Source organism: Borrelia anserina Es (assembly GCF_001936255.1).
Lineage (GTDB): Bacteria > Spirochaetota > Spirochaetia > Borreliales > Borreliaceae > Borrelia > Borrelia anserina.
This window is the reverse complement of record NZ_CP013704.1, coordinates 780,539-805,901: the sequence shown is the minus strand read 5'-3', so window position 1 is coordinate 805,901 and position 25,363 is coordinate 780,539. Positions and strand designations below refer to the sequence as shown.

Genomic DNA, 25,363 nt, shown 5'->3' with positions numbered 1-25,363 from the left:
GGGATTAAAAACATGAAGAGATTACCCGAAATAGCTCAAGAAATAATTAATGAATATGAAAATGAAAGACTGCCAAATGCAATACTTTTTTCAGGAGAGAGATTCTCTTCTAAAAAAACAACCGCAATTGAACTTGCAAAAAGAATCTTAAACACAAAAAATATAACAAATCCAAATCTAATAATTTTATCAAGTCTTAACATAGTCGAGACAAAGGCATATCTTAATGCCAACTCAAATGAAGTTACAAATGAATATCTAGAATATGTTAAAAATATTATTTCTACTAAATACAACTTCAGCAGTGATAAAAACTTAAAAAAAATAGAAACAAATATCAACTTTATCAATGATCTATATTATCAGAACAAATATAATAAGACTACTATAAAAGAACTTATTCAAAGAATTGAAGGAATAATTAAAAACATAAGCTTTAATGTCACCATTAACGACATTAGGAAAATTAAATCCTGGGCATTATCTGAGAAAGATAAAATCAAAGTAATCTATATCAATGAAATTGAAAATCTAAATTTTAATGTCTACAATGCACTACTAAAAATACTAGAAGAACCTCCTTTAAACATTTACTTTATTTTAGCTACAAGAAATAAAAATAAAATTCCAAAAACAATCCTCTCAAGACTCAGAGTATATAAATTTAGAAAAGAAAATAGAGATTTTGAGATTACAAAATTCAAAGCAATCTTTAATAAAAATGATGACCTGACAACAGAAGAATACTTCAACTCATTTTATAGTGAAGAACACACAAAATTAAAAGAAGAAGTTAAAAGAATTCTAAATATAATAAAAGAAAAACAGAGTATATTTAACCTTGATACATTGAATTTCCTAAAAGATGAAAATATATTTAAATTATTCTTACAAGAGCTCACAAATCAACTTAGATATGAATTTCTAAGCCAAAATTTAGACACTCATACATATATAAAAAGATTAGAATATCTAAAACATATCTTGAAACACAATTCATACAATCAGAATAAAAAATTAATAATCGAAGACTTAATGTTAAATTACGAAGATTAATGAGTAAATTTTTAAAGAAAACCTTAACCAAATTAAACAAATTATCAAGTGAACAAAAACTTAAGTTTATTCAAGACATCTATAAAAAAATAGAAATATACGATGGTATTTTCGCATCCATTAATGAAGGGATCCTGGTGCTTGATAAACTCAATAACATAATTTATCTAAACAAAATGCTATTTCAAATTCTAGCCATAAGTCCTAAATACAAACTAGAAACCCTTCAAGATATCCAAATCCCAAATCTAACAAACTTAATAGAAGAACTAGCAATAAATGAAGATAAAATAATAGGATTTGAAGTACAAATTTCAACAAACATATACATTAAAATATCATTCATGCCATACGTTAGAGATCAAAAGCTTGAGGGAAATATTATTTTAATTGAAGATATTAAAGATAAAAAACATAAAGAAGAACTTTTCAGAAGAGCTGAAGCTTTAGCTGCTTTTACAAGACATGCAAGAAATATTGCACACGAGATTAAAAATCCACTAGGAGCAATTGATATAAACTTACAACTACTAAAGAAAGAAATAGATAGGCACGACATTAAAAGTACAAAAGCAAATAATTATTTTCAAATAATAAAAGAAGAAATAAATAGAATGGATAAAACTATAACAGATTTTTTATTAACAGTTAGACCAATAAAGATAATACCAGAAAAGAAAGACATCACTGAAATCATAAAAAGCGTTTATAACTTGTTAAATCCAGAATTACAAAATAAAGATATCAAATTCCTGCTCAACTTAAACAAATTAAGCCTTGCACTAATTGATGAAAAACTCATCAGGCAAGTAATAATCAATATAGTAAAAAATGCAGAAGAAGCACTAGTTGAATCAAACAAAAAAATAAAAAAAATAGAAATTTCTACATACGAAAATGAAGAGAAAATATATTTTAGTATTAAAGATAATGGAAATGGAATAAAAAATGAAACAAAAGATGACATATTCAAGCCTCAATTTAGCACAAAAGAAAGTGGAAGTGGAATAGGACTTACGATTTCTTATAAAATAGTTAAAGAACATGGAGGTGAAATTTTTGTGGAAAGTAAAGAGATGAAAGGAACATCTTTTACAATCACACTTCCAAAATTAAATACAGACAAGATTTTAATTGAAGGATGTTTAGAAAATGAGTAAGCTACTAGTAGCAGACGATAAAAAAAATATACGAGAAGGAATAGCAACCTATCTTGAAGAAGAAGGTTACTTTGTATTCACTGCCAGTGATGGAGAAGAAGCCCTTGAAACAATTGAAAATGAAAAGATTGATGCTATAATATCTGACCTTAGAATGCCCCAAATATCTGGAGAAGAACTACTAAAAATTGTAAAAGATAAAAATCTAAAAATACCTTTCATTATTCTTACAGCTCATGGAACTGTTGATTCAGCAGTTGATGCCATGCGAGAAGGTGCTTATGACTTCTTAACAAAACCTGTCGACCTTGAAAGACTGTTACTAATAATAAAGCGAGCATTAAATGGTAAAAACGAAAGAAGGCATGAAAATATATCCCAGGATAATGTCCTCATCCGAAAAGATTTAAAATATTATGAACGAATATTCGGCAAATCTCTTATAATGCAAAAAACTTTAGAACTTGTAAAACAAATAGCAAAATCAAAAGCATCTGTCCTAATAACTGGAGAGAGCGGAGTTGGAAAAGAAGTAATAGCAGATGCCATATTTGACTTATCAAATAGAAATGACAAACCTTTCATTAAAGTCAATTGTGCTGCACTATCTGAGAGCATACTTGAAAGTGAACTCTTCGGACATGAAAAAGGAGCATTCACAGGTGCAATATCTCAAAAAAAAGGTAGATTTGAATTAGCAGATAAAGGAACAATATTTTTAGATGAAATAGTAGAAATATCACCTGAAATTCAAGTAAAACTACTAAGAGTGCTTCAAAATAAGACATTCGAGCGAGTTGGTGGAGAAACCACCATAAAAATTGATATCAGACTACTAACAGCAACAAATAAAAATATTGAAGAAGAAATCAAAAAAGGAAGATTTAGAGAAGATCTATTTTACAGGCTTAACATAATAAATATTAATATTCCACCTTTAAGAGAGAGAAAAGATGACATACCAAATCTAACAAAGATGCTAATTAAAGGTGTTGCAAGTGAAAATAATAGAGAAGAAAAAAGTCTGTCTCATGATGCGCTAAAAGCACTCTATACATATGATTGGCCGGGAAATATTAGAGAACTCAAAAATGTACTTGAGAGTGCCTTAATATTATCTAAGGGAAAGCAAATTGTAAAAGATGATCTACCTCCTAAAATTAGAAATAACACAAACCAAACAGTTAAAATAACACTACCAATAGGCATAAGCTTAAGAGAAGCAGAAAAAGAAATAATTAAGCAAACACTTTTACATTCCAAAAACAATAAAAGCAAATGTGCTGAAATACTTAAGATAGGAAGAAAAACTCTACACAATAAAATAATAGATTATGATATAAGCTAAATAAAGTATTATTAATTAGCAATCAATAGAAAAATATTGACTATTGTTAATGTATAGCTTTTATAATAAGACCACCGAATAACAATATATCACACCAAGCTTGAAAAAATTTCAAGTAAAATATGACAAAAAATTATATTCCCACACCTGTACTATTTAAATTATTAAATCATAATAAATACAACTTAAGATCAATCTTATCACATAATAACAAGTAATAATAAAAATAAGTAAATATCTACTTTAAAATCTTAATAGGATTAATAGGTGCACCTTTCTTCAATATCTCAAAATGAAGATGGGGACCTGTTGAACGACCAGTTTGACCTACCCTTCCAATAGTATCCCCTGCTCTTAGAACATCTCCCTTCCTTACAATATAAGAACTAAGATGACCATAAAGAGATTTAATACCATTTTTATGCTCAACCACAATAAAATTTCCATAAATATCATTATAGCCAACTATAACTACAACACCATAAGCTGAACAAAAGACTAAAGAATTAATTGGTGCTGCAAGATCTATGCCTGTATGAAAACTTCCTATACCAGTAAAAGGATCTGGTCTAAACCCAAAATCAGAGCTAATAATAAATCTCTTTAAAGGGAAAATAAAATCAGAATTTAAAAAGAAAAGCATCTCTGTACTTGAAAAAAAACTTAACTCTGGCTGCTTCAGAGAATCAAAAAAATAAAACTCATAAATCTTATTATTTCTCCTAATCTTTATCTTTTCCGCCTTTGTTAAATCTCTTGTTGCTAAAAGTAAATTATTAAACCTATACCCCTTATCATTAAGAATGAAAATACCTTTTTTACTAGGAATTAAAATTTCTTGTCCTATCCTTAAAAAAGGAGAATCTAATAAATTAATTGTCGAAATACTAGCCTGCCACCCATTTACCTTATTTGCAATCTTAAAAAAAGTATCATCCTTTTTAACTTTATATGAATAAATAAATAAAGGAACACTTTCTCGTTTATTATATTTAGCAATTTTCGCTCTAAGATCACAAAAAATAGGATCCTTATTTGAAAAATTTTTTATCTCAGGATAAGAATAGACATAATTAAATTGCAACAAAAAAGATACAAACACTAAAAAAATAGCAACATTACCCAAAGACTAACTCCAATTAATATATGATATAATAAAAATTTAAAAAAAAAGAAATAATAAATAAACTTGTAAATAAATAAAAACTGTATTAAACTAATTTTAATTATGGAATTAAATGAATACCAAATAAAAGCGAAACAAACTGCTAAATATAAAAATAAAAAGGAAGAATTAATTCTAACAACCCTTGGACTTGCTGGAGAGACAGGTGAAGTCGTAGAGAAAATAAAAAAATTAGGTCGTGATAAGGACTATGTACTTGATAATGAATATTTATTGTCAATTAAGAAAGAACTTGGTGATGTGTTATGGTACATTTCAAATTTAAGTAATAATCTTGGACTAACACTTGAAGATATTGCCATTACAAATCTAGAAAAATTACAAAAAAGACACGAAAATGGAACAATCAATGGAGAGGGCGACGAAAGATAAAAGACATTAAGTTTTATATAAGTATACAAAAATGATAGCCATATATATAAAAGGTTTATTAATTGGTAGCGTCAGCATAATTCCAGGGGTCTCAGGTGGAACACTAGCTTTAATACTAGGAATTTACTACAAAATAATATATTCATCTGCAAATCTTATAAAATTGAAAAGAATAAAAGAAAATACAATTTTCCTTGTGATACTATCAATTGGAATCTTGACTTCGTCAACAATACTTGCAAAAATATTCAAAAGCTATATTTTAGATCAAGTAACAAGAGAGATATATTTGAACGCATTGTTCATAGGCCTAACTACAGGAAGCATATTCACATTAAAGAAAGAAATCAATATCCAAAAAAAAATCAATAAGAATCAAGCAACTACGACATATCTTTTATTCCTAACTGGATTTCTCACTTTACCATTTCTTCTAATATTAAGAAATTACAACATATCGTTAGACATAGTCACATATCAAAATAAAACTTCAATTAAATACTATTTACTAATCGCTGGTTCAGGAGCAATTAGCGGTTGTGCAATGATTCTCCCAGGCATCTCAGGTTCACTCATATTGTTAAGTCTTGGAACTTACAAAGAAATTATTAACATCATTTCACAATTTAACATAATGCCATGCATAATATTTGGCATATCTACAATAATAGGAATAAGCATCACAATATTAATTATCAAAAAAACAATCGACAAACATCTTGTCAAATTTCTTTATTTATCTACAGGACTAATCTTGGGATCAATCATACAAATGTTACTTATTATAATAAAACTTAACGCAAAACCCACTTTAATGCTTAATCTATTCTCAATCTTTCTATTTATTATAGGAACCTACATAAACAGAAAGATTGAGAATAGAAAAAACAAAAATTTTGAAACTCTAAATACCGAAAACCGGACTTGAACCGGTACGGAGCTTCCTCCTCAGGATTTTAAGTCCTGTGTGTCTACCATTTCCACCATTTCGGCATCACTATCGCTAGTAATGATATAATAATGAAACCATGATGTCAAGAACTAAACATCTACAAAACTTATTTAATCAAAATACGTTTTGGCAAACTATCTATATAAAAATTATCATACAAATAACTTAAAATAACATAACTCAAAGCATGAAGAGATATTTGGGCTGAAAAATTAGCATAAACCCTATCATCAATGGTATTAATTATATGCATAGGATTTGTTGAGTCATAAACTAAATTAAAACAACCATTCCTAATAACCATATCTAATATACTAAGTTCACGCTTATCTAAAACAAAAAGCAAATTTTCATATCTATAATTTAAATATGTTATCTGATCATCAACAATAGAAATATCTAAATTATCAGCTAATTTCTCATCAAAATTAAAAATAACAATACCATAATGATGATCTTTAAACATAAAGTCAACAACCACACCTAACCTGCACTCATAAAATCCTTCGATAAAATCTAAAACTTGAATCTTAACCTTTTCTTTAGAAAGAATACCAATAGAAGATCTACCATTTTGTCTAATGAAATATGCATTTTCAAAACTTCCAAATGCAACTCTGTTATTAATGAGATCTAACTCTTCCCTACTACCTATATCCTTAATAACAACTAAAACAAAATCTGACAAAAACATATTATAAGCAACATCTACCAATACATTAAGGGAAGTAAAATGCTTTGGAAGATCAGCAACACCAAATTCCAAAATGCTAAAATCTCTCTTCAGTGAACTACAAGATAATACCAAAAAACTAAGAAATAAATTTCTCAAGCTCAACTCTCGTTGTAACAATCTTAAAGACAAGACCATACTTCATTGCAGATTCACTATCCAACCAAAAATCTCTATCAGTATCCTTTTCAACCCTATCAAGTTCTTGCCCCGTCTCCTTTGCAATAATAGAATTAAGATAACTCTTAACCTTATTAAGTTCATTTGTATAAATCTCAATATCTGTAGCAACTCCTTTAAAACCACTTAAAGGTTGATGTAACAAATATCTCGCATGAGGCAAAGAAAACCTACTCTTTGAATCTGCAGCCAGAAAAATTAAAGCACCAGCACTTGCCACAAGTCCAACTCCAACTGTAAAAACTTTAGGCCTTACAAAGCGTATCATATTGAAAATAGCAAACCCAGCATCAATATCCCCGCCCTCTGAGTCAATGTAAACAAATATCGGCTTATTGCAATCTAATGCTTCTAAAAATAATATTTTTTCTTGAAATAACTTAGAAGTATCTTTATTAATCTCCCCTGTAATAATTATTGATCTACTCTTTAATGCAAACTCTAATGATTGTTGTATTTCTGTTTGCATCTTCATATCTTTAAAATCCATAAACTTACCTTTCCAACAAACATAATTTAATAAATATTATAATTAAAAACAAAAGGTTTTTAAATGTCCGCATAAAAGTAAGATAGACATAATACAAAGAGTGGCCAATCCTTGCAAAAAACAACCTAAAAATTATAATAATTAAAGCTATCAAAATAAGTTACAAATAAATTGATTACTTAAAAATAGTTTTTTAAAATTACAAAAAACAAAGTCTTAAAAAAAGGAATATTCAATGGAACATGAATTTGCGATTATTGGTGGTGGAATTGCTGGAAGCACTTTAACTTATGAAATACTTCAAAGAAAAAAAAGTGTAATTCTCTTTGACAACGAAGCTGAAAAAGCAACAACCATAGCAGGAGGACTTATTAACCCTATTATGGGAAGAAAAATGAAAATTGCTTGGAGAGAACCTGAAATTTTCTCATTTGCAATTCAATACTACAAAGAAATGGAAAGAAATATTAACTGTAATTTTTTAAAAGAAAATCTTATTTTCAGACCATTTACCACAAAAATACAAAAAGAAGAATTAATTGCAAAAATCAAAAACGATGAAAATATAAAAGATTTCATCATGGAAATAAAGAACGGAAAAGTATATGACTTTTCTAACGACAATGATGGAGGCATACTAATAAAGGGAGCAATAATGAATACTAATTTATATATACAAACCCTTAAAAAGTACCTTTTACAAAATAACGCATACATAAAAGCAGAAATCAATGAAGACGAAATTAAAATAAATGATAAATCTTTTACAATTAATGGATTTAAATTCAAAAAATTAATATTGACAAGAGGATACAAAGAAAAAATCGCCAAACCATTTTCATACCTTCCATTCAAACTAGCAAAAGGAGAAATACTTATAGTAGAAATTAAAGGATTATATCTTAAAGAAATTTATAACAGACATGTATCATTAATACCTCTACAAGATAATAAGTTCTATCTTGGAGGAACTTATGAATGGGAAACACTAGACACAAACACAAATGAATGGGCACAGAAAGAATTACTAAACAAACTCAAAAAAATCACAAATCTAAATTGTAAAATAATACAACACAAAGCACACATAAGACCCTCTACACTTGACCGAGAACCTTTCCTTGGCGAACATCCACAATACAGCAATATATTTATACTAAATGGATTTGGAACAAGAGGGATATCAATGGCAGCTTATTTATCTAAAAAAATTTTAGATTATATTGAAAATAAATCTAATCTTCCAATTTATTATGATATTAAAAGATATGAAAACTTATATAATGCCTTAAGATAATCAACCTATCCTATATGCCTAATAGTTCTCTCTTAAGACTTAACTTCAACAAATAATTCATTATTAATATTTTCAAATACACAAAAAAATAGTACAATACTTAGGTGTACGAAAAAATAAAATCTAATAATCAAAATAATGCATATCTATCATTTGTAGAAACAAGCACCCTAAATAAAATATTAAGGAGCATGTACTATTAAGTTAAAAAATTATTTAAAAAAAATGCAAAATACCAACATAAATTCCATGCTCATTTTTAAAATCAACCTTGAAACGTATCCATATAGTGCTAACAAAAAAAATTGGGGGATTATTTTTGAACTTTAATGTCAATATTCTTGGTACGGGAGGCACAAGGCCACTATACAACAGATACTTAACCTCAGTTTTAATAGAACATAACGGTGAAAGCTTCCTGTTTGATTGTGGCGAAGCTACCCAAATGTCCCTTAGAAAACAAAAAATATCATGGCAAAAAATTAAAGTAATTTGTATTACACATTTACATGCCGATCACATCACAGGTCTACTTGGAATAGTAATGCTTATGGCACAAAGTGGCGATACAAGAAAAGAACCTCTAACTATAATTGGACCTATCGGCATAAAAAAATATTTAGAAACCAACATAGAACTCCTACGAGTACACAAAAATTATGACATAATATACAAAGAAATAATAATCAATAAAACAGACTCTATTCTATATGAAGATAAAAGGAAAAGAATTGAATATATAAAACTTAAACATTCAATAGACTGTGTTGGATACCTATTTATAGAAAAAGATAAACCCGGAAAATTCGATATCCAAAGAGCAGAAAGTTTAAATATACCAAAAGGGTCTATTCGAAAAAAATTACAAGATGGATATGAAGTAATACTTAATGGAAGGAAAATACTACCTTCTGAAATATTAGGAAAACCCAAAAAGGGACTAAAATTCGCATATATCACAGATACAGCCTACTTTGAAAAGCTAAGCACATACATTGAAAACTTTAATTTAGTAATTATTGAAAGTACATTCAAAAATGATTTAAAAGAAGAGGCTAAAAAAAAACTACACTTAACAGCAAAATTAGCAGCAAACATTACAAAAAAGGCTAAAGTGCATCAAACAGGATTGATCCATTTTAGTGAAAGATATACATTAAATCAAGATTTATGCGAGCTGCTAGATGAAGCACAAAAAGAATATCCAAATGGAGAAATATTTTTAACAAAAGATGGAATGAGACTTACAGCAGATAAAGATAAATTTATTATAAAATAATAAGTATTTAAGGAGATAGAACATGATAAATGTAAAAAATGTTACTAAAACATATGGTTCATTTACAGCTCTCTTTAATGTTAGCTTTAAAGTTAACGAAGAAGAGGTACTTGGAATACTAGGCCCAAATGGAGCAGGAAAATCAACATTAATAAAAATTCTAACATCATTTCACTATCCTAACAAAGGAAATGTAAAAATCTTTGGAAAAGATATTACAGAAAATCCAAAAGAAATATTGCAAAATGTAGGATATATACCTGAAAAACTGACTCTTTATCCCGAACTATCTGTTAAGGAATACTTAAATTTCATATCAGAAATAAAAAGAGTTGAAAATCCAAAAAAAGAAATAGACAAGGCAATAGGTATTTTCAAGCTTGATAGTGTAAAAAATAAACTAATATCTACACTATCAAAAGGGTTTAAACAAAGAGTAGGAATAGCTGGTGCTTTAATCAATAATCCCAAACTCATAATACTCGATGAACCTACAAATGGACTTGACCCAAATCAAATTATAGAATTTAAAGAGTTTCTAAAAGAACTTGCAAAAAGCAGTACAATACTGTTTTCTTCTCATATTTTAAGCGAAGTTGAATCAATTTGTAAGCGAATAATTATTATTAATAATGGAGAAATCATTGCTGATGATACAAAGGAAAATATAATTAAAAATAGACTTCAAGAAACTGAGTTAGACCTCATTATTTACAAAGATTCTGAAATAACAAAAGAACATTTAAGTAAAAATGATATATTTACCTTAATTAAAATAGAAGAATATGATAAAGAAATAAATGTTTCATTAAAGCTTGCACCTGATAAAACTGAAAAAGAGCTCTTTAATTATATTGTAAGTAAAGGAATGATACTAAAAGCAATGATTCCAAAACATGAAAGTTTAGAAAAAATATTTAGCAAACTAACAAAGGAGAAAAAATAATGAAAATAGATTTAAAACAATCGTTGGCTTTGTCAAAAAAAGAATTAAAAGTCTTATTTGGTACACTGACTGCATATGTTGCAATGTTATTTTTCCTAATATTTGTAAATTTTTCTTTCATTTTCCTATCAGGATTTTTTATTAAAGATAATGCTTCATTAATGTCTTACTTTTCATCAATGCCTATTATCTTAATGTTAGTGCTCCCGGCTCTTAGTATGGGGATATTCTCAGAAGAGTATAAAACAGGAAGTATTGAATTACTTTATGCACTACCAATAAACCCACAGGAAATAGTACTCGGCAAATTTATTACACTTAAAATATTTACATTAATACTTTTCGCTCTCACACTACCACTAACAATAATGGCAACTTTTATGGGTGAATTTGACCTTGGCATAATATTCCTTCAATATCTAGGAATACTCCTTTATTCTTACTCAGTGCTTAGCATGGGAGTATTTATATCATCTATTACTAGAAGTCAAATAGTATCTTACATATTAAGTGTATTTATTTTAATCATAATAGTATTTTCAGGAAAGCTAGTAATGATATTTGGAAAAGACAATATATTTGGACAAATACTAAACTTTATCTCAATTACTAACCATTTTAGTTACTTTAACATGGGAATATTAAACTTAGCAGATCTTATCTACTTCATTACATTTTCAGTTACATTTTTGATGTTAAGTTCATATAGCATAAGATTAAAAAAATGGAGATAATTATTTTATGAAAAACAAAAGTAAAGAGATTCTAAATTTAGCTTTAAATCTTGCAATAGCATTTTTGCTATTTTGTAACACATCTATTTTAGTCTTTAAAATAGATTTAACCAAAAATAAGGCTTTTACAATTTCTAAAGTCACAAAAGATTTATTTAAAAACGCAAATGAAAATATATATATTACTTATTATAACTCTGCAAGTCTTGGAAATTATTTTGCATTCCCAGAACAAATAAAAAATTTTCTAACAAGCTTTGCCGATTCCTCAAGCGGAAAAGTAATTTATAGAGAAATAGATGCTGACAAATTAACTACTCCTTTAGAGCAAATTGGAATTCCTTCCCAACAAATCGATCTAAGAGATATTAATCAACTTTCAATACTCAAAATATATTCAGGAATTGAAATAACTTATGAAGGCAAACGTGAAGTACTACCAATAGTAACAGAAATTAGCAACTTAGAATATGATCTTGCAAGCATCCTAGATAAGTTAATAAATAATACAAAAAAAGTGCTAGGACTTGTATTTGGAGACGCCAAATTAAAAGAAAAACATAAAAACTTCACAGAAATAATGCAGAAAGTTTTTAAAACCGAAGTTAAAGAAATAAATCTCAGCAATGAGCAATTAAACGATATAAATGGATTATTTATAATTGGGGCTAAAGAAATAAATGAAAAGCAATCACAAAAAATTGATGAGTTCATTGTCAATAATGGAAGAGCATTACTTGCTACAAGTAAAATCGATTACAATCCCCAAAGTCCATATTCAACAACATCAATCAAATCTGAACTTTTCAATCTAATTGAAAGCTACGGTATCAAATATAACGACAACATTATACTTGATAAAAGAGCACCAAGTCTTTTCTTAGGAGGGAATTTTCAAACTTACTACCCATGGATTCTAATTGATAAAAGCAACATCATAGAACCTAATAATCCCTTACTTACAAATTTCTATGATGCTATACTCCCTTGGAGTAATTCACTAGATCTTATAGAAGCAAAAAAAGATAATAGTAATATCAAATATTCACCACTATTTTCAAGCTCCAAAGAATCTTGGCAAGTTAACGATGAAGAAGTTGCAAGCATAGCTATGCATTCATTTAACGTTCCAAAAACCTTTGACATAGCAGACAAGCAAAAAATTCTTGGGATTTTAGTTGAAGGACAAATTAAAAGTTTATATAAGGACAAAAAATCTGAAAATTCAAAAATAATCTTACTAGGATCAAGCATGATATTTAGTGATTACATGTATAATGGTTCACCTTCAAACTTCGAACTTGCCGGAAGAATTTCAGATTACTTGATGCAAAAAGAAGCGTTTTTTAGCATTAAATCAAGAGAAGTACGTTCAAAACTGAAATTTATAAATTCATCAAAAGAAATGTTAAATGCAAAACTTTCATTAATAATCATCAATTTAATTATATTGCCTATAGCAATAATAATATTTGGACTTATCAGATTTACCAAAAAAAGAAGAATCAACTAAAAGGAGAGTTTATGAAAAACAAAGAAATATTGCTAGGAATGAAAGAAAACATCAAAATAATAATAATTGTAATATTAACATTTACATTTTTGTATGGAATAATATTTTCCAATCAAAATCAAGTTGCAAGGCTTTTAGAAGAAAAATTCTTTACAATCGACTTCAATCAAACTGCTAAAATCGAGACAGAAGATGAAGGAACAATTATAAAATCAGGAAAAAGTTGGGAACTCAAATATAATGATACAAAGCTTCCAATTGATGAAAAAAGAGTTAACTCTATGATTCAAGACCTAAAAACACTTCAAAAAAATAAACTTGTAAGTAGAGATCCAAAAAAACATAAAGAACTAGGTATCAACAAAAAGCCAGATTTTAAATTCTTTGACGATAAAAATAATTTGCTAACAGAAATATTTATTGGAAATTCAGGAGAAGGAGATTCAAGATTATCCTACATAAAGGGCAGTGATGCTAATGTATATCTAACAAATAACATCTTCTTATCATATAAAGGCAACTCTTACAATACATTCGCAAATACTAAACTTTTTGAAGAACAAAACACAAAAATAGAAAATTTATCTCTCAAAGTAATCAACAAACCCAAAAAAGATGAAGAAGATGCAATACAAAACGATTATAATGTATCTATTAAAGATGGTCTTTACCTTTTTAATCAAGAAGCATTACGCAATGAAAAGCTCCTACAAATGATTCAAGAATTCACAACAGATGGACTTGAAATAGATCAAACCAAAATAAACGATTACAAACTTCAATACAATATTGAAATACAATGGGATAACAAAAGCGTTAATAATATTGACATTTATTTCAATAAAGATGAAAAAAACAGAGACATCCTAATGAAGAAGGATAATGACATATATTACTATATCACCAATAAGTGGGCTTTTTTCAATGTATTCAATTTAAACAAAAAAATAACAACAAAAGATAATGATTCTAATGAAGATCATTCAAAAGACAACAATGAATCGTTATGATCACTATCATTAATATCTCGATATAGACGATACAAAACAAAGATAGAAAAACAAAAATAAGAAAGAGATATTAAAAAAAGGTAAGAATATAAAATATAAAGTATCCTGCTATTTGGCAGGATATTGTAATATACAACTAAACTAATAAAATTATCATCTAATTCAAAATTAACTTTAATTCTTTTTATAAAAAGACTACTCTTTAAAAAAGCCGGTTCTAATTTATCAGTCAGTTTATAAATTGAATCATCTTTTGCCTTATAAACTAACATTCCATTAACTGATGAGATTAAATAATAAGAATTGACCAAGTCATTATCAAATAAAGTTTTATTGAAATAATTCTCTAAATCCAAATCCTTAAAAAAATTTATACTATACGACCTTACATCGTCTATTAAATCATTAATATCAAGATCAATTTGATTTAAAAATTTATTTATGAAATAAAAAAAAGTTAAAAATAAAAACAAAAAAGAAGTAATGAAAAATAAAAAATAATATCTTATTAAATAAATAACCCTACTCTCTTATTAGTAAACGCTTGATTTTTTGCAAGATTTCATACTCTTTTTTAATTTTAAAACTATTGCCTTTGGGACTAGAATCAAGATCGCTTTCTAACCTACTAATAAACTTAACTAATACAGTTCTTTCTTTATCTCCTAACTTAATCTTACTTAAATATTCATTATCATCAAACTTATTTATTATAGCCTCAACATCAGCAAAACTAAAATCAGAAGCACTATTATCTCCAATATCTTGATCCTTTAAATCATACTGATCCACCTTCTCCTCCAAATCACTCGCCTCATTATCATAAAGATTTTTCTCTTCAAAATTTTGAATACAATCTTGTAAGTCAACACAATTCAAATCCGCTTTTAATACATCTTCAAAATTATCAAGCTTTTTTAAACCAGAAGAAATATCATCAATTTCCTGTTTCTGCTTGAGAACACCACTATCAATACCATCATTTCCTTTATGCAAAGACGCATTATCACTCAAATTTACATCCACACCATCCATCTTAGAAGCATTAATATCATTAAAATTACTTAATTCTTTATCCTCTTCTTCCTCAAATTTCCTACTATCTAAATCTTCTAAATTTTTGTCCGAATATTTAACTGTGCATAAACTATAATCTAAAAAATCGTGTTTATCAAAATTATCTTGCTTGTAAGATGAACTATTGCCTTCCTGTAAGTTTGTTACATCGGATAGAACTTCATTAAAAATAAAATTATCTAAATGAGAATTAACATTTATATCTGAATCAGAGTTAATCAAACTCTGATCAACAGTAGGCTCTATTAAACCTTGATTATCTTCCCCTAAATTTGTAATGAAATCTTCTTGAAGCTTATTACCATCACTATGAATAACATTAGACATACCAAGATCAGGAGATTGACCCAACGAATCATTATCCTGAAATATAGTAGAATCAACACCTAAAGATACTTTACCTTCTTTGTTAAACGGTTCACCAACAACATCATGTATATTCTTCTCTACTCCTGAATATAAATTATTATTAGCATCTAAACTATTAAACTCATTTTTAGAAGTTGTTTCAAAAGAGATATCTATATCTGAATCATTTTCCAAATTACTACTAAAACCTTTTTTGTCATCCCTTGAAATTTCATTAAGTCCTTCAAGCAAAGCATCTAACTCTTCTTGGTCAAGCGAAACATTAGGTAAATTACTGTCCTTTTTTACCAATTCATCAAAATCATTATCTTTAACATTAGGATCATTCTGAGAACCCATTGGATTAATTACTTTAACATTAAGACCATCAAGTTCCTTAAGAGAGTTTACACCACGTCCAAGTATTTCGTCTTCAACCCTTGAGATACGACCCTCAACCTTCCTTAAATAATCAACTAACTCACTATGTCTTTGCTTTAAAGAATCATCAAGTCTCAATAATTTCTCATCTAAAAGATCTTTAATCTCTTCAGAATGTAGAGAAACAGTTTTACCACCATCAGCTAAGTGATCTAAAAACACACTACTCATATCAAAATTAACTTCTTTAGGGCCTTCTTTAATAAAAAAAGAATTCTTATGATTTGTCATATTAAAATTTCTTCTCCAAATTTACTTAAACAAAGGTTATAAACACTTGCAGTCAATGACTATATACTTGTAAATATAATATATTTAAGATATAATTACAAGGCAATATGTTTTTAATAAAAAAGATTATGTTATCTATCTATACAGGAATAATAATTTATTTCATAATCACTCCTATCTTCGGAGAAACAGGAATTATTAACTACAAAAAATTAAATAGTAATCTAACCTTAATGAAAAATCACATTAAAAAATTAAAAGCAATACAAAAAACCTTAAAAACAAAGTATATCAACTTACAAATATCCAAATCAGAAATTTTAAGAGAAGCAAGTAAATTAGGATATTACCCTAAAAATTCTACAGTCATAAAAAATTTTGATGAAGAAGAAAATTACCATCAGGGTAATGTTTTAAGCATCAAAAACATATCAGGAAATCAAAACGTAGATAAAAATTTTTATTTAATATCAATACTAATTTCGCTAATCTTTTATTTTTTACTAAGTTATTTTGATAAAATAAGAAATATTCATCAAAGGAGTCAGGGTTACAGATAACTTTATTTTAAAGAATATATTATACATGATGCTCAATGCTATTATATCAACATTTTTTTGCATATCATTGCTAAATATGTTTTCGAATAGCAATGCACATATACCATTTATACAAAAGAATATATTTAGGGATTACTTAGAATATATTGGAATACTCAAGAGCATTGAAAGCTACAAGCTAGTATACGACTTTGATCCAAATATACCCCTCAACAAAGATCATTTTGCCAAACATATTTCAGGTAGCCTATACATAGTTTACAAAACAAAGTATAAAGGATTAATATGGGGAACACCTCACGATTCCCCACTCACAAAAGGCAAATCAACAATGAGCGTAATTTTTAGCAAAATGAAAAACACATTAACAATATCAATCCCAGGCATTATACTCTCCTATACAATGGCCATTTTCTGTATTATCATTTGGACCTTATTTATCAAAAATAAAATCTTAAATAATACTCTAGAATATATAATGTTATTCTTATACTCACTACCAAGAAATCTAATTGTAATACTAACAATTGCACTTCTCCACTATCTAAAAATAAACCCAAAAAATCTAATAATAGGTGGATTTGCATGGTTTTTTTCACCATTCATATTTAATGCTGTTATTTTTAAACAATCCCTAGACGAAAATTTATCTGAATTTTACATAACAGCTGCAAAATCAAGGGGAATAAAAAATTTCAAAATAATAACACTTCATGTACTAATTCCTTCTATAGTACCACTAATCACCAATCTTAGAACCACCCTTGCAACAGCCTTCTTTAGTTCGGCTTTTATCGAGAAAATGTTTGGAATTGATGGAATTGGCGCTCTAACAATTAATGCAATTAAAAATAATGATTATTTTGTTTACAAAGACTTACTCTTCATTGGTGTCTTTATTATGCTCATACCAAATTTAATAACAGATATCCTAACATATAAGATTAACCCTTATAAGGACGTGCTAGAATAATGTATAAACTTAAAAAATTAAGTCCTATATATCTTATATTATTAGGAATTTTCTTTCTATTTTTAATAATAACTCCTAAATTAATTAATGAAAGTTCAAAATTAGCAATATACAAAAAAGATCCAAATAAAACATATATTCAGACAATCAATAAATTACCTCAAACACCAACAAAAATACATCCCCTAGGAACAGACAAAATAGGCAGAGATATATTAGCAAGACTAATACTTGCTACTAGAAATTCTATTTTAATTGCATTTAGTTATGCAACGATTTCCGCAATAATTGGAATATTTATAGGAATAATAATAGGAAGCTTAAAACTTAAAATTTGTTTGATAATCTCAAAACTAATAGAATCACTGCAAACAATACCATTTACCTATATATTAATGCTAATTTATTACTACTTTTCAAAACAAAAAAGCTATAATATATTGACAGTTGCATCCACCTTAGCCTTAATACACGGATGGATTACATTTTCGTTCATAACAAGAAATACTACACTACTAATCAAAAACCTTGATTATATAAAAGCAAGCAAGATTATTGGTGCAAGTCAATTTAGGATAATAATATATCATATCTTTCCAGAAGTCTTTTCATCAATCTCATCAATAATTCCCCTACAGATCTCTAAAAGTCTAACGACTTTTGAAATAATAAATTTCTTACAACAAGACGACAAAAGCTCTTATCCAAGTCTTGGAGAACTTTTAGGGTACATGGAAATGGGAAAAGAATACTTTTGGATATGGATAAATCCCCTAATCATACTACTCAGTATCAACATAATACTAACATCAATAAGTTTAAAATTTAAAAAACACATGAAACCTTTAATTTCATCATAAAGCCATAATTAAGTAAGTCTTGGTGCAAACTTCTCTAAAAAACAATTCTTACAAGTTTCACTACGTGACGTGCAAATCTCCCTCCCATGTTTATTAATAGCCATAGAAAATCTATACTGCTTACAAGCAGATATTTTACTCTTTAAATCTAGCTCAATTTTTAAAGGGGTCCTCTCACAAGTGAGACCATGCCTAATAATAACTCTACTAAAATGAGTATCTACAATTATAGCTGGCTTATCATAAACAACACCAAGAATAACATTAGCGGTTTTTCTACCCACTCCTGGCAAAGATACAAGATCAAAAATATTATTTGGAATAATACCTTTAAAATTTTCTAAAATCATTCGTGCACAATTTATAATATTTTTAGCTTTATTTGAATAAAATCCCAGTTTATAAATTAACTTCTCGACATCTATCAAATCAGCATTAGCCAAACTTTCAAAATCTCTGTATCTCTTAAAAAGTTCAGGTGTAATTCTATTGACCATATTATCAGTTGTCCTTGCACTCAAAATTACCATTATCAAAAGCTCATAATTATTCCTAAAATTCAAAAAAGGTTTAACATCTGGATATCTAGATAAAGTTTCATCTACAATTAAATCTATGTTAAGCATAAAATAATTATAAAACATCCGTAATTCTAAAAAACATAAGTAATAATCTTTTTATTGACAATAGCTTTGCAACATAATATAATTAGCTTTAGGCTTAAAAGCGCTAATAGCTCAATGGATAGAGCAACAGACTTCTAATCTGTAGGTTTTAGGTTCGAGTCCTAATTGGCGCGTAATTCTTTCGGGACATGGCCTAGCGGTAAGGTATCTGCTTTGGGAGCAGGGGATCGTGAGTTCGAATCTCACTGTCCCGATTGTTTATATAATATATATAATATCAAGGAAGACAATGTAAAGGAAGAACAAAATTTTGTTTTTCCTTCTTTTTTTAAAATACACTTTAAAACTCGTCTAAACTTTTTGCTTCAAAATAATATTAAGACACTTTCTTTAAAGTATTTAGATCCAAAGTAATAATCTTTTTAGATATATCTTGCAAATAAACATGACCTGCATTAACAGTAAAACTTGTAAATGGCAAAACTTCATCTTCTGATAGAATAAATTTACTTAAATCCTTTGAAGAAAACTTTGCCAATTTCCAAACATTATTATCCTTAACAACTACCAAAATCATTTCTGAATCAACAAAAAGAGAAGAATCTCTACTTAATTCAAAATCTGCTTCAGATTCAACTTTTAAATTTTCTGACTTACTAAGCAATTGAAGCTTTGCAATACCTGAACAAAGTTTTATAGCTACAAAATCATCTTCCCTCTCATAAACTCCATACCTTCTAATACCATATTGAGAAGTTCCCTCTAATTGGCCTTCATCAGAGTCAATAAATCTAAGAACTCCCAAATTTGTATTGAGATTTAAAACCTCTAAAAACACAGGTCTATAAGTTTTATTCTCAAGAGATTTACCCAAATCTTTAGAATGATTCAATTGCTCCTTAGAAGCTAAAGGTTTATCAGTAAAGCGCTTAGAAGATTGATTATTTATAACATTAGGAGTAATCTTAGGATCAGTAGTTTTCTTAAGCTGTCTTTTCAACGCTTCCGCCGCCGAATTTAATTTTTCATCTCTTTTTGATAGACTTACTTTCCCAGGCTTCGGCAAATTCTTATTTTTGATACCTTCAGTACCACTTTTTTGAACCTCATCTCTAGCTGTATCCCTTTGCTTATCTAATTTCTCCTGTAAACCATCTAATTTCTTCTGTGCTTCCTTAATACCCTTTGCCTTATCTTCTAAAGCATCCCTCTCAACTATTTTATCATCAATTTGCTTCTTAATACCTTCCTTCTCAGACTCATCAGTAGTTTTCTCAAGTTCTTCCCTTAAGTTATCAATAGTCTCGGTTAATTGCAATTTCTTATCTACTTTTGGTGAACTTACCTTACCAGGTTGCGGCAAATTCTTATTCTTGTTTTCCTGATCAATACTCTCCTGTATCTTATTTCTAACTGCATCTCTTTGCTTATCTAATTTCTTCTGTGAACCATCTAATTTCTTCTGTGCTTCCTTAATACCCTTTGCCTTATCTTCTAAAGCATCCCTCTCAACTATTTTATCATCAATTTGCTTCTTAATACCTTCCTTCTCAGACTCATCAGTAGCTTTTTCAAGTTCTTCCCTTAAGTTATCAATAGTCTCGGTCAGTTCATCATCAATGTTTTTTAAAGTAACAGACTCAATATCAATTTTTTCTTGATCAACATCACGAATTTCATCCTGAATATCAGTCAGATCCCTTGCAAAGTCCGTACCAACTCTTTCATTTTCACTCAAAAGAGATAACACTACTTTATCTGTAACTATTTTTTCAAGATCAACATCTGATTCAATATCTCCTGATAAAATATTCCTCTTAAGAGGAATAAAAATATGAGTCTTCCCAGCCCAGTGGCTATAAACCCTTGAAAGTCCCACATTATGTTTACTTAAACCTTCAAGAGCAGGTTGAATATAAGAATCACTATAATAATCCAAATCACCTCGATAAGTAGCATTATATATTGTAATAGCTTTAGCAAGTAATTCTGCACTTTCTTTACTATAACTAAAACCTTCCATTAAATAGCCTGTAAGTATTCTTCTAAGATTTAAAATACTATCAAGAGAAGATCTTCCACTAATAATAAAAACATCTGAACTACTCTTTGCATCCTGACTATCGATGTATCTATTAATATAATATTTGTTATAATAATTAGACTTATTATTAATTAAGTTTTTAGCTAAAAATTCGCCAATACCTATTATCTGCTGGTACGTATCTGTAGAATCATAAGGCCCCTGATAATCTATAAACTCAAGATCCATATTAACAAAATTTTTCAACTTATTTTTATCAACTTCTCTAGCATGAAAAGTAAAAACATTTAAAAAGACGAATAAAAAAACACAAACTACCCATATTTTTTTCATAATAAAATTCTCCCTACTTAATTATAAACCCTATTACTAACTAAATCGGTATAAAGTAAATATCAATTTTAACATACTATAAGACATATTAAATAAATATAACATAAAACCAGTAAGAAAATGAATTAAAGAGTCACAATAATTTCATTAGCACACTGATTAATTTTTTCAGAAAAATTTTGTCGTTTTATAAATTTCAAAAGAGTTAAATATTTATTCCTATACCTTTTAAGAGTACCCTCTGTAGCATTCAAAATTATCTTGCGCAAACTCAAAAGAACAGCATAAGCTATTTCTAGATTACCCTGATAATTAAACATTACATACTGAATATAATCATACACAAGATCATCTTGCCCATGATAATAATCAAACTTAGCAATCATTTTAATTAATTGAATTACATTGTTGATATCCCTTTCTTCAATTGCCATATTGATAAAACTTTTAATCGAAGATGCATCATCAACATACATATAATACTTATAAAGCTGACCCCTTTGCAATATTCTATCAACTCCAACACTTGGAGCCAGCCAATTATTAATAGCCTTTTTATATAAATCTAAATATTTTTTAGGAAAACTACCATATTTCATTACTAAAGAATCTAGAGTACTTAAAAAGTCATTATAAGCTTTCTTACTATATGCAACATTTAACATTTCATCAAGGGCTAAATAAACATCATCATACTCTACTAAAGATTTTTCTCTAAAATCTATCCTATTTTGATGATATCTATTACCTAGTTTATGATTCCAAACAAGTATATCAAGCTCATCTTTATATTTATAATAATAAGTAGTCAGTATCCAATTAAATCCGCCAGTAGCAATTATTCCAACATTAGCTACAAGTCCCGATATTTCCTTCATACCATCATACCTATCAACTGGTCTAAAATATTCATCAAGAACTAAAACGCCAGTTGAATCTATGACAATAAAAAGCTTTTCGTTATCATAAAGCACAGCTTCCTTAAGCTTCAATGGCAAACTTTTAGAAAACATAAGCTCAAGATTTCTACTTAAATTAAAAAAAAAGCCAACATCAGACACTGCAATATATTCCCCATTAAACTTTTCAAATAAAAAATTAATGGGATATTTTAAACTAATGGAACTTAATATATTACCAAAATCACTATCATACAAAATAACATCTCCAGACTGATACCCAACAATTATCTCATTATTAGTACTTATCATTAATACCTTGGGAAGAGATACAAGATCAGCATTCCATATTTTCTCTCCCTTAGAATTAAAAGCAAACATTTGATAATTTTCATTTGCAACATAAAAATTGCCATTCTCAAGAACAACAGAAGAAGTTGTTGCCTTCCCTTCTATATTCACCTCAAAAACCTTTTGACCATCACCAAGTCTTAAAGCAATAACTTTATTATCAACTTTAGGAATTAAAATATAACCATTTCCTATTGAAGGAGCTTTTATAGGAGAAGCATCTAAACTATATCTCCATACAAGCTTTCCTCTTCTAATTTTTTGAACTTCATTACGTACTGTAATAACATAATAACCACTACCAAAATCCTTTAAAAGGAAAGGATATGGGGTCCGGTTTAACCTATAAGAATATTTTTCATCTAAAGCCATAGTATAAGTTATCAACCACCTATCCTTCGTTAATACCGTAATAGTATCACGTCTCTCATCAAGAACAGGATTCCCTAGAACTTGTCCTGTTAAAGCTTTCTGGAAATAAAGATTAACATCTGCTGAAAGGCAAAAACAAGAACCTAAAAATATAAAAATACCAACATTTACCTTCAAAACCACAAATATCCTATAATGGTTAAACACATAAATTCATAAATCAAAGTTTCAAGCTGGCATGTCCTTCATAAAGATTATCTCTTAATTCCTTAATTCTAAAATCATCAATATATTCTGAAAAAGTCATAAAACGATCAATTACTCCATTAGGTGTAAATTCAATAATTCTATTAGCAATGGTATCAATAAACTGATGGTCATGAGAAGTGAATAATACAACCCCTTTAAAATCTCGAAGACCGGTATTTAAAGATGTAATTGCCTCAAGATCTAAATGATTAGTTGGTTGGTCGAATAATAATACATTAGCTCCACTAAGCATTATCTTTGAAAGCATACACCTTACTTTTTCACCCCCTGATAGGACAGCAACTTTTTTTAAGGCCTCATCTTGACTAAAAAGCATTCGTCCCAAAAACCCTCTAATATAAGTTTCATCCTGCTCCTTTGAATATTGTCTCAGCCAATCTACTAAGCTTAAATCTACACCAAAATACCGTTCATTATCTCTTTTAAAATACGCAAAATTAACAGTAGCACCCCATTCATAATGACCCTTATAATCTCTATCTTCATTGGTAATCACATCAAAAAGATAACTTGCTGATATAGGGCTGCCTAAAAATACGACCTTTTGTCCAGGCTCTATAACAATACTAAATTTATTTAAAATATATTGCCCTTCAAATTCTTTAGTCAGATTCTTAATTGTAAGAACATTTTTTCCAAGGTCCCTATCACTCTTAAAGCTAATATAAGGAAACTTTCTTGAAGACGGTTTTAAATCTTCAACTTTAATTTTATCAATTAATTTCTTTCGTGAAGTTGCTTGCCTAGATTTCGATGCATTACTTGAAAACCTCTGAATAAAAGTCTTAAGTTCCGCGATTTTTTCTTCAGACCTTTTCTTAGCATCTTTTAGTTGCTTATTAAGAATTTGACTAGTTTCATACCAAAAATCATAGTTACCAAGATAAACTTGTATTTTCCCATAATCAATATCAACAATATGAGTACAAACTTGATTTAAAAAGTGTCTATCATGTGAAACAACAATAACTGTATTTTCAAAATTAATCAAAAATTCTTCCAGCCACTTAATGGACTGAATATCAAGATTATTAGTAGGTTCGTCAAGAAGTAATATATCAGGATCTCCAAAAAGAGCCTGCGATAAGAGTACCCTTACTTTTAAAGCTGCCTCAAGATCTCTCATTAAACTAGAATGAACTGATTCACCTATACCCAACCCTTTAAGAAGTACTGCAGCATTAGATTCAGCCTCATAACCTCCAAGTTCAGCAAATTCAGCCTCAAGCTCTCCAGCCCTAATTCCATCCTCATCACTAAAATCAGACTTTGCATAGATTTCATCTTTTTCCTTTTGCACAGCATAAAGCTTCTTGTGACCCATGATCACAGTATCAATAACCTTAAAATCATCATAAGCAAATTGATTCTGCTCAAGTACAGCCATTCTTTGATTCTTAGCAATTGACACTTCACCCTTACTAGGTTCAATCGTTCCTCCTAGAACTTTCAAAAACGTACTCTTTCCTGCACCATTAGCCCCAATTATCCCATAACAGTTTCCAGAAGAAAACTTAATATTAACATCCTTAAACAAAATCCTTTCACCAAATGCAACTTCTAAATTACTTACCGCTATCAAACTCTTTATCCACCTAAACTTAACATTTTATTAAAAAAATTATCTTTAAAATTAGATGAAGTTTCAAGTATTATCTAAATATATTGACTTAATACTTAACTTTTTCGTATTATTTATATTATCAAATTAAGGAGATGTTT

The 25,363-nt window shown here is 28.3% G+C and carries 23 protein-coding genes and 3 tRNA genes; 16 read left to right on the top strand and 10 right to left on the bottom strand.

Annotated features, from left to right (window positions below):
- Window positions 1-12: 12 nt before the first annotated feature.
- From N187_RS03815 to N187_RS03805, 3 genes are read left to right on the top strand one after another with little or no spacing between them, the layout of a single operon-like run.
- Window positions 13-1,056: a hypothetical protein gene (locus N187_RS03815; protein WP_075550328.1), complete on the top strand. Its 1,044-nt coding sequence runs from the start codon at window positions 13-15 to the stop codon at window positions 1,054-1,056.
- Window positions 1,056-2,216 (top strand): two-component system sensor histidine kinase NtrB, encoded by a 1,161-nt coding sequence (locus N187_RS03810; RefSeq protein ID WP_025419911.1) that lies wholly within the window; start codon window positions 1,056-1,058, stop codon window positions 2,214-2,216. The genes N187_RS03815 and N187_RS03810 overlap by 1 nt, the downstream gene beginning before the upstream one ends.
- Window positions 2,209-3,564 (top strand): sigma-54-dependent transcriptional regulator, encoded by a 1,356-nt coding sequence (locus N187_RS03805; protein ID WP_025419910.1) that lies wholly within the window; start codon window positions 2,209-2,211, stop codon window positions 3,562-3,564. Before N187_RS03810 ends, N187_RS03805 begins: the two co-directional genes overlap by 8 nt.
- Window positions 3,565-3,802: 238 nt before the next feature.
- Here N187_RS03805 and N187_RS03800 read toward each other — a convergent pair whose 3' ends face one another.
- The gene (locus tag N187_RS03800; RefSeq protein ID WP_025419909.1) at window positions 3,803-4,690 is read right to left on the bottom strand and encodes a LysM peptidoglycan-binding domain-containing M23 family metallopeptidase; all 888 of its coding nucleotides are present in this window, start codon (window positions 4,688-4,690) and stop codon (window positions 3,803-3,805) included.
- Between the two features lie 102 nt (window positions 4,691-4,792).
- On the opposite strand from N187_RS03800, the gene N187_RS03795 reads away from it, so the two are divergent.
- Together N187_RS03795 and N187_RS03790 are read left to right on the top strand one after the other, a co-directional pair.
- Window positions 4,793-5,122, top strand: coding sequence for a nucleoside triphosphate pyrophosphohydrolase family protein (locus tag N187_RS03795; RefSeq protein ID WP_025419908.1), 330 nt, complete (start codon window positions 4,793-4,795; stop codon window positions 5,120-5,122).
- A 31-nt stretch (window positions 5,123-5,153) separates the two neighbouring features.
- A complete protein-coding gene (locus N187_RS03790) occupies window positions 5,154-6,050 on the top strand; it encodes an undecaprenyl phosphate translocase family protein (RefSeq protein ID WP_025419907.1) in 897 nt (298 codons plus the stop codon).
- Here the strand turns inward: N187_RS03790 and N187_RS03785 are convergent.
- From N187_RS03785 to N187_RS03775, 3 genes are all read right to left on the bottom strand, one after another.
- Window positions 6,032-6,115, bottom strand: a tRNA-Leu gene (locus N187_RS03785). The genes N187_RS03790 and N187_RS03785 overlap by 19 nt on opposite strands.
- A gap of 65 nt (window positions 6,116-6,180) precedes the next feature.
- Window positions 6,181-6,906 (bottom strand): hypothetical protein, encoded by a 726-nt coding sequence (locus N187_RS03780; RefSeq protein WP_233275060.1) that lies wholly within the window; start codon window positions 6,904-6,906, stop codon window positions 6,181-6,183.
- Complete coding sequence (locus tag N187_RS03775; RefSeq protein ID WP_025419905.1) at window positions 6,887-7,477, bottom strand: ATP-dependent Clp protease proteolytic subunit; 591 nt, start codon at window positions 7,475-7,477, stop codon at window positions 6,887-6,889. Before N187_RS03775 ends, N187_RS03780 begins: the two co-directional genes overlap by 20 nt.
- 235 nt (window positions 7,478-7,712) lie before the next feature.
- On the opposite strand from N187_RS03775, the gene N187_RS03770 reads away from it, so the two are divergent.
- The 6 genes from N187_RS03770 to N187_RS03745 all read left to right on the top strand — a co-directional run bounded on the left by N187_RS03770 (window position 7,713) and on the right by N187_RS03745 (window position 14,256).
- Window positions 7,713-8,774 carry an NAD(P)/FAD-dependent oxidoreductase gene (locus tag N187_RS03770; RefSeq protein ID WP_025419904.1) on the top strand — a complete coding sequence of 354 codons (1,062 nt, stop codon included), beginning with the start codon at window positions 7,713-7,715 and terminating at the stop codon, window positions 8,772-8,774.
- Between the two features lie 319 nt (window positions 8,775-9,093).
- Window positions 9,094-10,053 (top strand): ribonuclease Z, encoded by a 960-nt coding sequence (locus N187_RS03765; RefSeq protein ID WP_025419903.1) that lies wholly within the window; start codon window positions 9,094-9,096, stop codon window positions 10,051-10,053.
- Window positions 10,054-10,075: 22 nt separating this feature from the next.
- Window positions 10,076-10,999, top strand: a complete 924-nt coding sequence (locus N187_RS03760; RefSeq protein WP_025419902.1) for an ABC transporter ATP-binding protein — start codon at window positions 10,076-10,078, stop codon at window positions 10,997-10,999.
- Window positions 10,999-11,733, top strand: a complete 735-nt coding sequence (locus N187_RS03755; RefSeq protein ID WP_025419901.1) for an ABC transporter permease — start codon at window positions 10,999-11,001, stop codon at window positions 11,731-11,733. The genes N187_RS03760 and N187_RS03755 overlap by 1 nt, the downstream gene beginning before the upstream one ends.
- Window positions 11,734-11,740: 7 nt before the next feature.
- The gene (locus tag N187_RS03750) at window positions 11,741-13,246 is read left to right on the top strand and encodes a GldG family protein (RefSeq protein WP_025419900.1); all 1,506 of its coding nucleotides are present in this window, start codon (window positions 11,741-11,743) and stop codon (window positions 13,244-13,246) included.
- Between the two features lie 11 nt (window positions 13,247-13,257).
- Complete coding sequence (locus N187_RS03745; RefSeq protein WP_025419899.1) at window positions 13,258-14,256, top strand: DUF4340 domain-containing protein; 999 nt, start codon at window positions 13,258-13,260, stop codon at window positions 14,254-14,256.
- On the opposite strand, the gene N187_RS03740 is transcribed toward N187_RS03745, so the two are convergent.
- Window positions 14,226-14,729, bottom strand: a complete 504-nt coding sequence (locus N187_RS03740; protein ID WP_025419898.1) for a hypothetical protein — start codon at window positions 14,727-14,729, stop codon at window positions 14,226-14,228. The two genes, N187_RS03745 and N187_RS03740, sit on opposite strands and share 31 nt — an antisense overlap.
- 49 nt (window positions 14,730-14,778) lie before the next feature.
- The gene (locus tag N187_RS03735) at window positions 14,779-16,353 is read right to left on the bottom strand and encodes a hypothetical protein (RefSeq protein WP_025419897.1); all 1,575 of its coding nucleotides are present in this window, start codon (window positions 16,351-16,353) and stop codon (window positions 14,779-14,781) included.
- Between the two features lie 107 nt (window positions 16,354-16,460).
- Here N187_RS03735 and N187_RS03730 point away from each other — a divergent pair, with 107 nt between their 5' ends.
- From N187_RS03730 to N187_RS03720, 3 genes are read left to right on the top strand one after another with little or no spacing between them, the layout of a single operon-like run.
- On the top strand, window positions 16,461-16,913 hold the full coding sequence (locus N187_RS03730) for a septum formation initiator family protein (protein WP_025419896.1): 453 nt from the start codon (window positions 16,461-16,463) through the stop codon (window positions 16,911-16,913).
- Window positions 16,914-16,938: 25 nt separating this feature from the next.
- Window positions 16,939-17,886: an ABC transporter permease subunit gene (locus N187_RS03725; RefSeq protein ID WP_025419895.1), complete on the top strand. Its 948-nt coding sequence runs from the start codon at window positions 16,939-16,941 to the stop codon at window positions 17,884-17,886.
- Window positions 17,886-18,746: an ABC transporter permease subunit gene (locus N187_RS03720; protein ID WP_025419894.1), complete on the top strand. Its 861-nt coding sequence runs from the start codon at window positions 17,886-17,888 to the stop codon at window positions 18,744-18,746. Before N187_RS03725 ends, N187_RS03720 begins: the two co-directional genes overlap by 1 nt.
- An 8-nt stretch (window positions 18,747-18,754) precedes the next feature.
- Here the strand turns inward: N187_RS03720 and N187_RS03715 are convergent, their stop codons facing one another.
- Window positions 18,755-19,390, bottom strand: coding sequence for an endonuclease III domain-containing protein (locus tag N187_RS03715; RefSeq protein WP_025419893.1), 636 nt, complete (start codon window positions 19,388-19,390; stop codon window positions 18,755-18,757).
- Window positions 19,391-19,472: 82 nt separating this feature from the next.
- Between N187_RS03715 and N187_RS03710 the strand changes: the two genes are divergently transcribed.
- Both N187_RS03710 and N187_RS03705 read left to right on the top strand, forming a co-directional pair.
- Window positions 19,473-19,545, top strand: a tRNA-Arg gene (locus N187_RS03710).
- A 9-nt stretch (window positions 19,546-19,554) separates the two neighbouring features.
- Window positions 19,555-19,626, top strand: a tRNA-Pro gene (locus N187_RS03705).
- Between the two features lie 122 nt (window positions 19,627-19,748).
- Here the strand turns inward: N187_RS03705 and N187_RS03700 are convergent.
- From N187_RS03700 to N187_RS03690, 3 genes are all read right to left on the bottom strand, one after another.
- Window positions 19,749-21,749: a P83/100 family protein gene (locus N187_RS03700; protein ID WP_025419892.1), complete on the bottom strand. Its 2,001-nt coding sequence runs from the start codon at window positions 21,747-21,749 to the stop codon at window positions 19,749-19,751.
- A gap of 125 nt (window positions 21,750-21,874) precedes the next feature.
- Complete coding sequence (locus N187_RS03695; RefSeq protein WP_025419891.1) at window positions 21,875-23,548, bottom strand: outer membrane protein assembly factor BamB family protein; 1,674 nt, start codon at window positions 23,546-23,548, stop codon at window positions 21,875-21,877.
- A 43-nt stretch (window positions 23,549-23,591) separates the two neighbouring features.
- Window positions 23,592-25,223, bottom strand: a complete 1,632-nt coding sequence (locus tag N187_RS03690) for an ABC-F family ATP-binding cassette domain-containing protein (protein ID WP_025419890.1) — start codon at window positions 25,221-25,223, stop codon at window positions 23,592-23,594.
- Between the last annotated feature and the right edge of the window lie 140 nt (window positions 25,224-25,363).

Excerpts from the sequence above, each read along its gene's own strand:
- N187_RS03815 (WP_075550328.1), top strand. The coding sequence starts at position 13 with ATGAAGAGATTACCCGAAATAGCTCAAGAAATAATTAATGAATATGAA.
- N187_RS03810 (WP_025419911.1), top strand. The coding sequence starts at position 1,056 with ATGAGTAAATTTTTAAAGAAAACCTTAACCAAATTAAACAAATTATCA.
- N187_RS03805 (WP_025419910.1), top strand. The coding sequence starts at position 2,209 with ATGAGTAAGCTACTAGTAGCAGACGATAAAAAAAATATACGAGAAGGA.
- N187_RS03795 (WP_025419908.1), top strand. The coding sequence starts at position 4,793 with ATGGAATTAAATGAATACCAAATAAAAGCGAAACAAACTGCTAAATAT.
- N187_RS03790 (WP_025419907.1), top strand. The coding sequence starts at position 5,154 with ATGATAGCCATATATATAAAAGGTTTATTAATTGGTAGCGTCAGCATA.
- N187_RS03775 (WP_025419905.1), bottom strand. The coding sequence starts at position 7,477 with ATGGATTTTAAAGATATGAAGATGCAAACAGAAATACAACAATCATTA.
- N187_RS03770 (WP_025419904.1), top strand. The coding sequence starts at position 7,713 with ATGGAACATGAATTTGCGATTATTGGTGGTGGAATTGCTGGAAGCACT.
- N187_RS03760 (WP_025419902.1), top strand. The coding sequence starts at position 10,076 with ATGATAAATGTAAAAAATGTTACTAAAACATATGGTTCATTTACAGCT.
- N187_RS03755 (WP_025419901.1), top strand. The coding sequence starts at position 10,999 with ATGAAAATAGATTTAAAACAATCGTTGGCTTTGTCAAAAAAAGAATTA.
- N187_RS03750 (WP_025419900.1), top strand. The coding sequence starts at position 11,741 with ATGAAAAACAAAAGTAAAGAGATTCTAAATTTAGCTTTAAATCTTGCA.
- N187_RS03745 (WP_025419899.1), top strand. The coding sequence starts at position 13,258 with ATGAAAAACAAAGAAATATTGCTAGGAATGAAAGAAAACATCAAAATA.
- N187_RS03735 (WP_025419897.1), bottom strand. The coding sequence starts at position 16,353 with ATGACAAATCATAAGAATTCTTTTTTTATTAAAGAAGGCCCTAAAGAA.
- N187_RS03730 (WP_025419896.1), top strand. The coding sequence starts at position 16,461 with ATGTTTTTAATAAAAAAGATTATGTTATCTATCTATACAGGAATAATA.
- N187_RS03725 (WP_025419895.1), top strand. The coding sequence starts at position 16,939 with ATGATGCTCAATGCTATTATATCAACATTTTTTTGCATATCATTGCTA.
- N187_RS03720 (WP_025419894.1), top strand. The coding sequence starts at position 17,886 with ATGTATAAACTTAAAAAATTAAGTCCTATATATCTTATATTATTAGGA.
- N187_RS03715 (WP_025419893.1), bottom strand. The coding sequence starts at position 19,390 with ATGTTTTATAATTATTTTATGCTTAACATAGATTTAATTGTAGATGAA.
- N187_RS03700 (WP_025419892.1), bottom strand. The coding sequence starts at position 21,749 with ATGAAAAAAATATGGGTAGTTTGTGTTTTTTTATTCGTCTTTTTAAAT.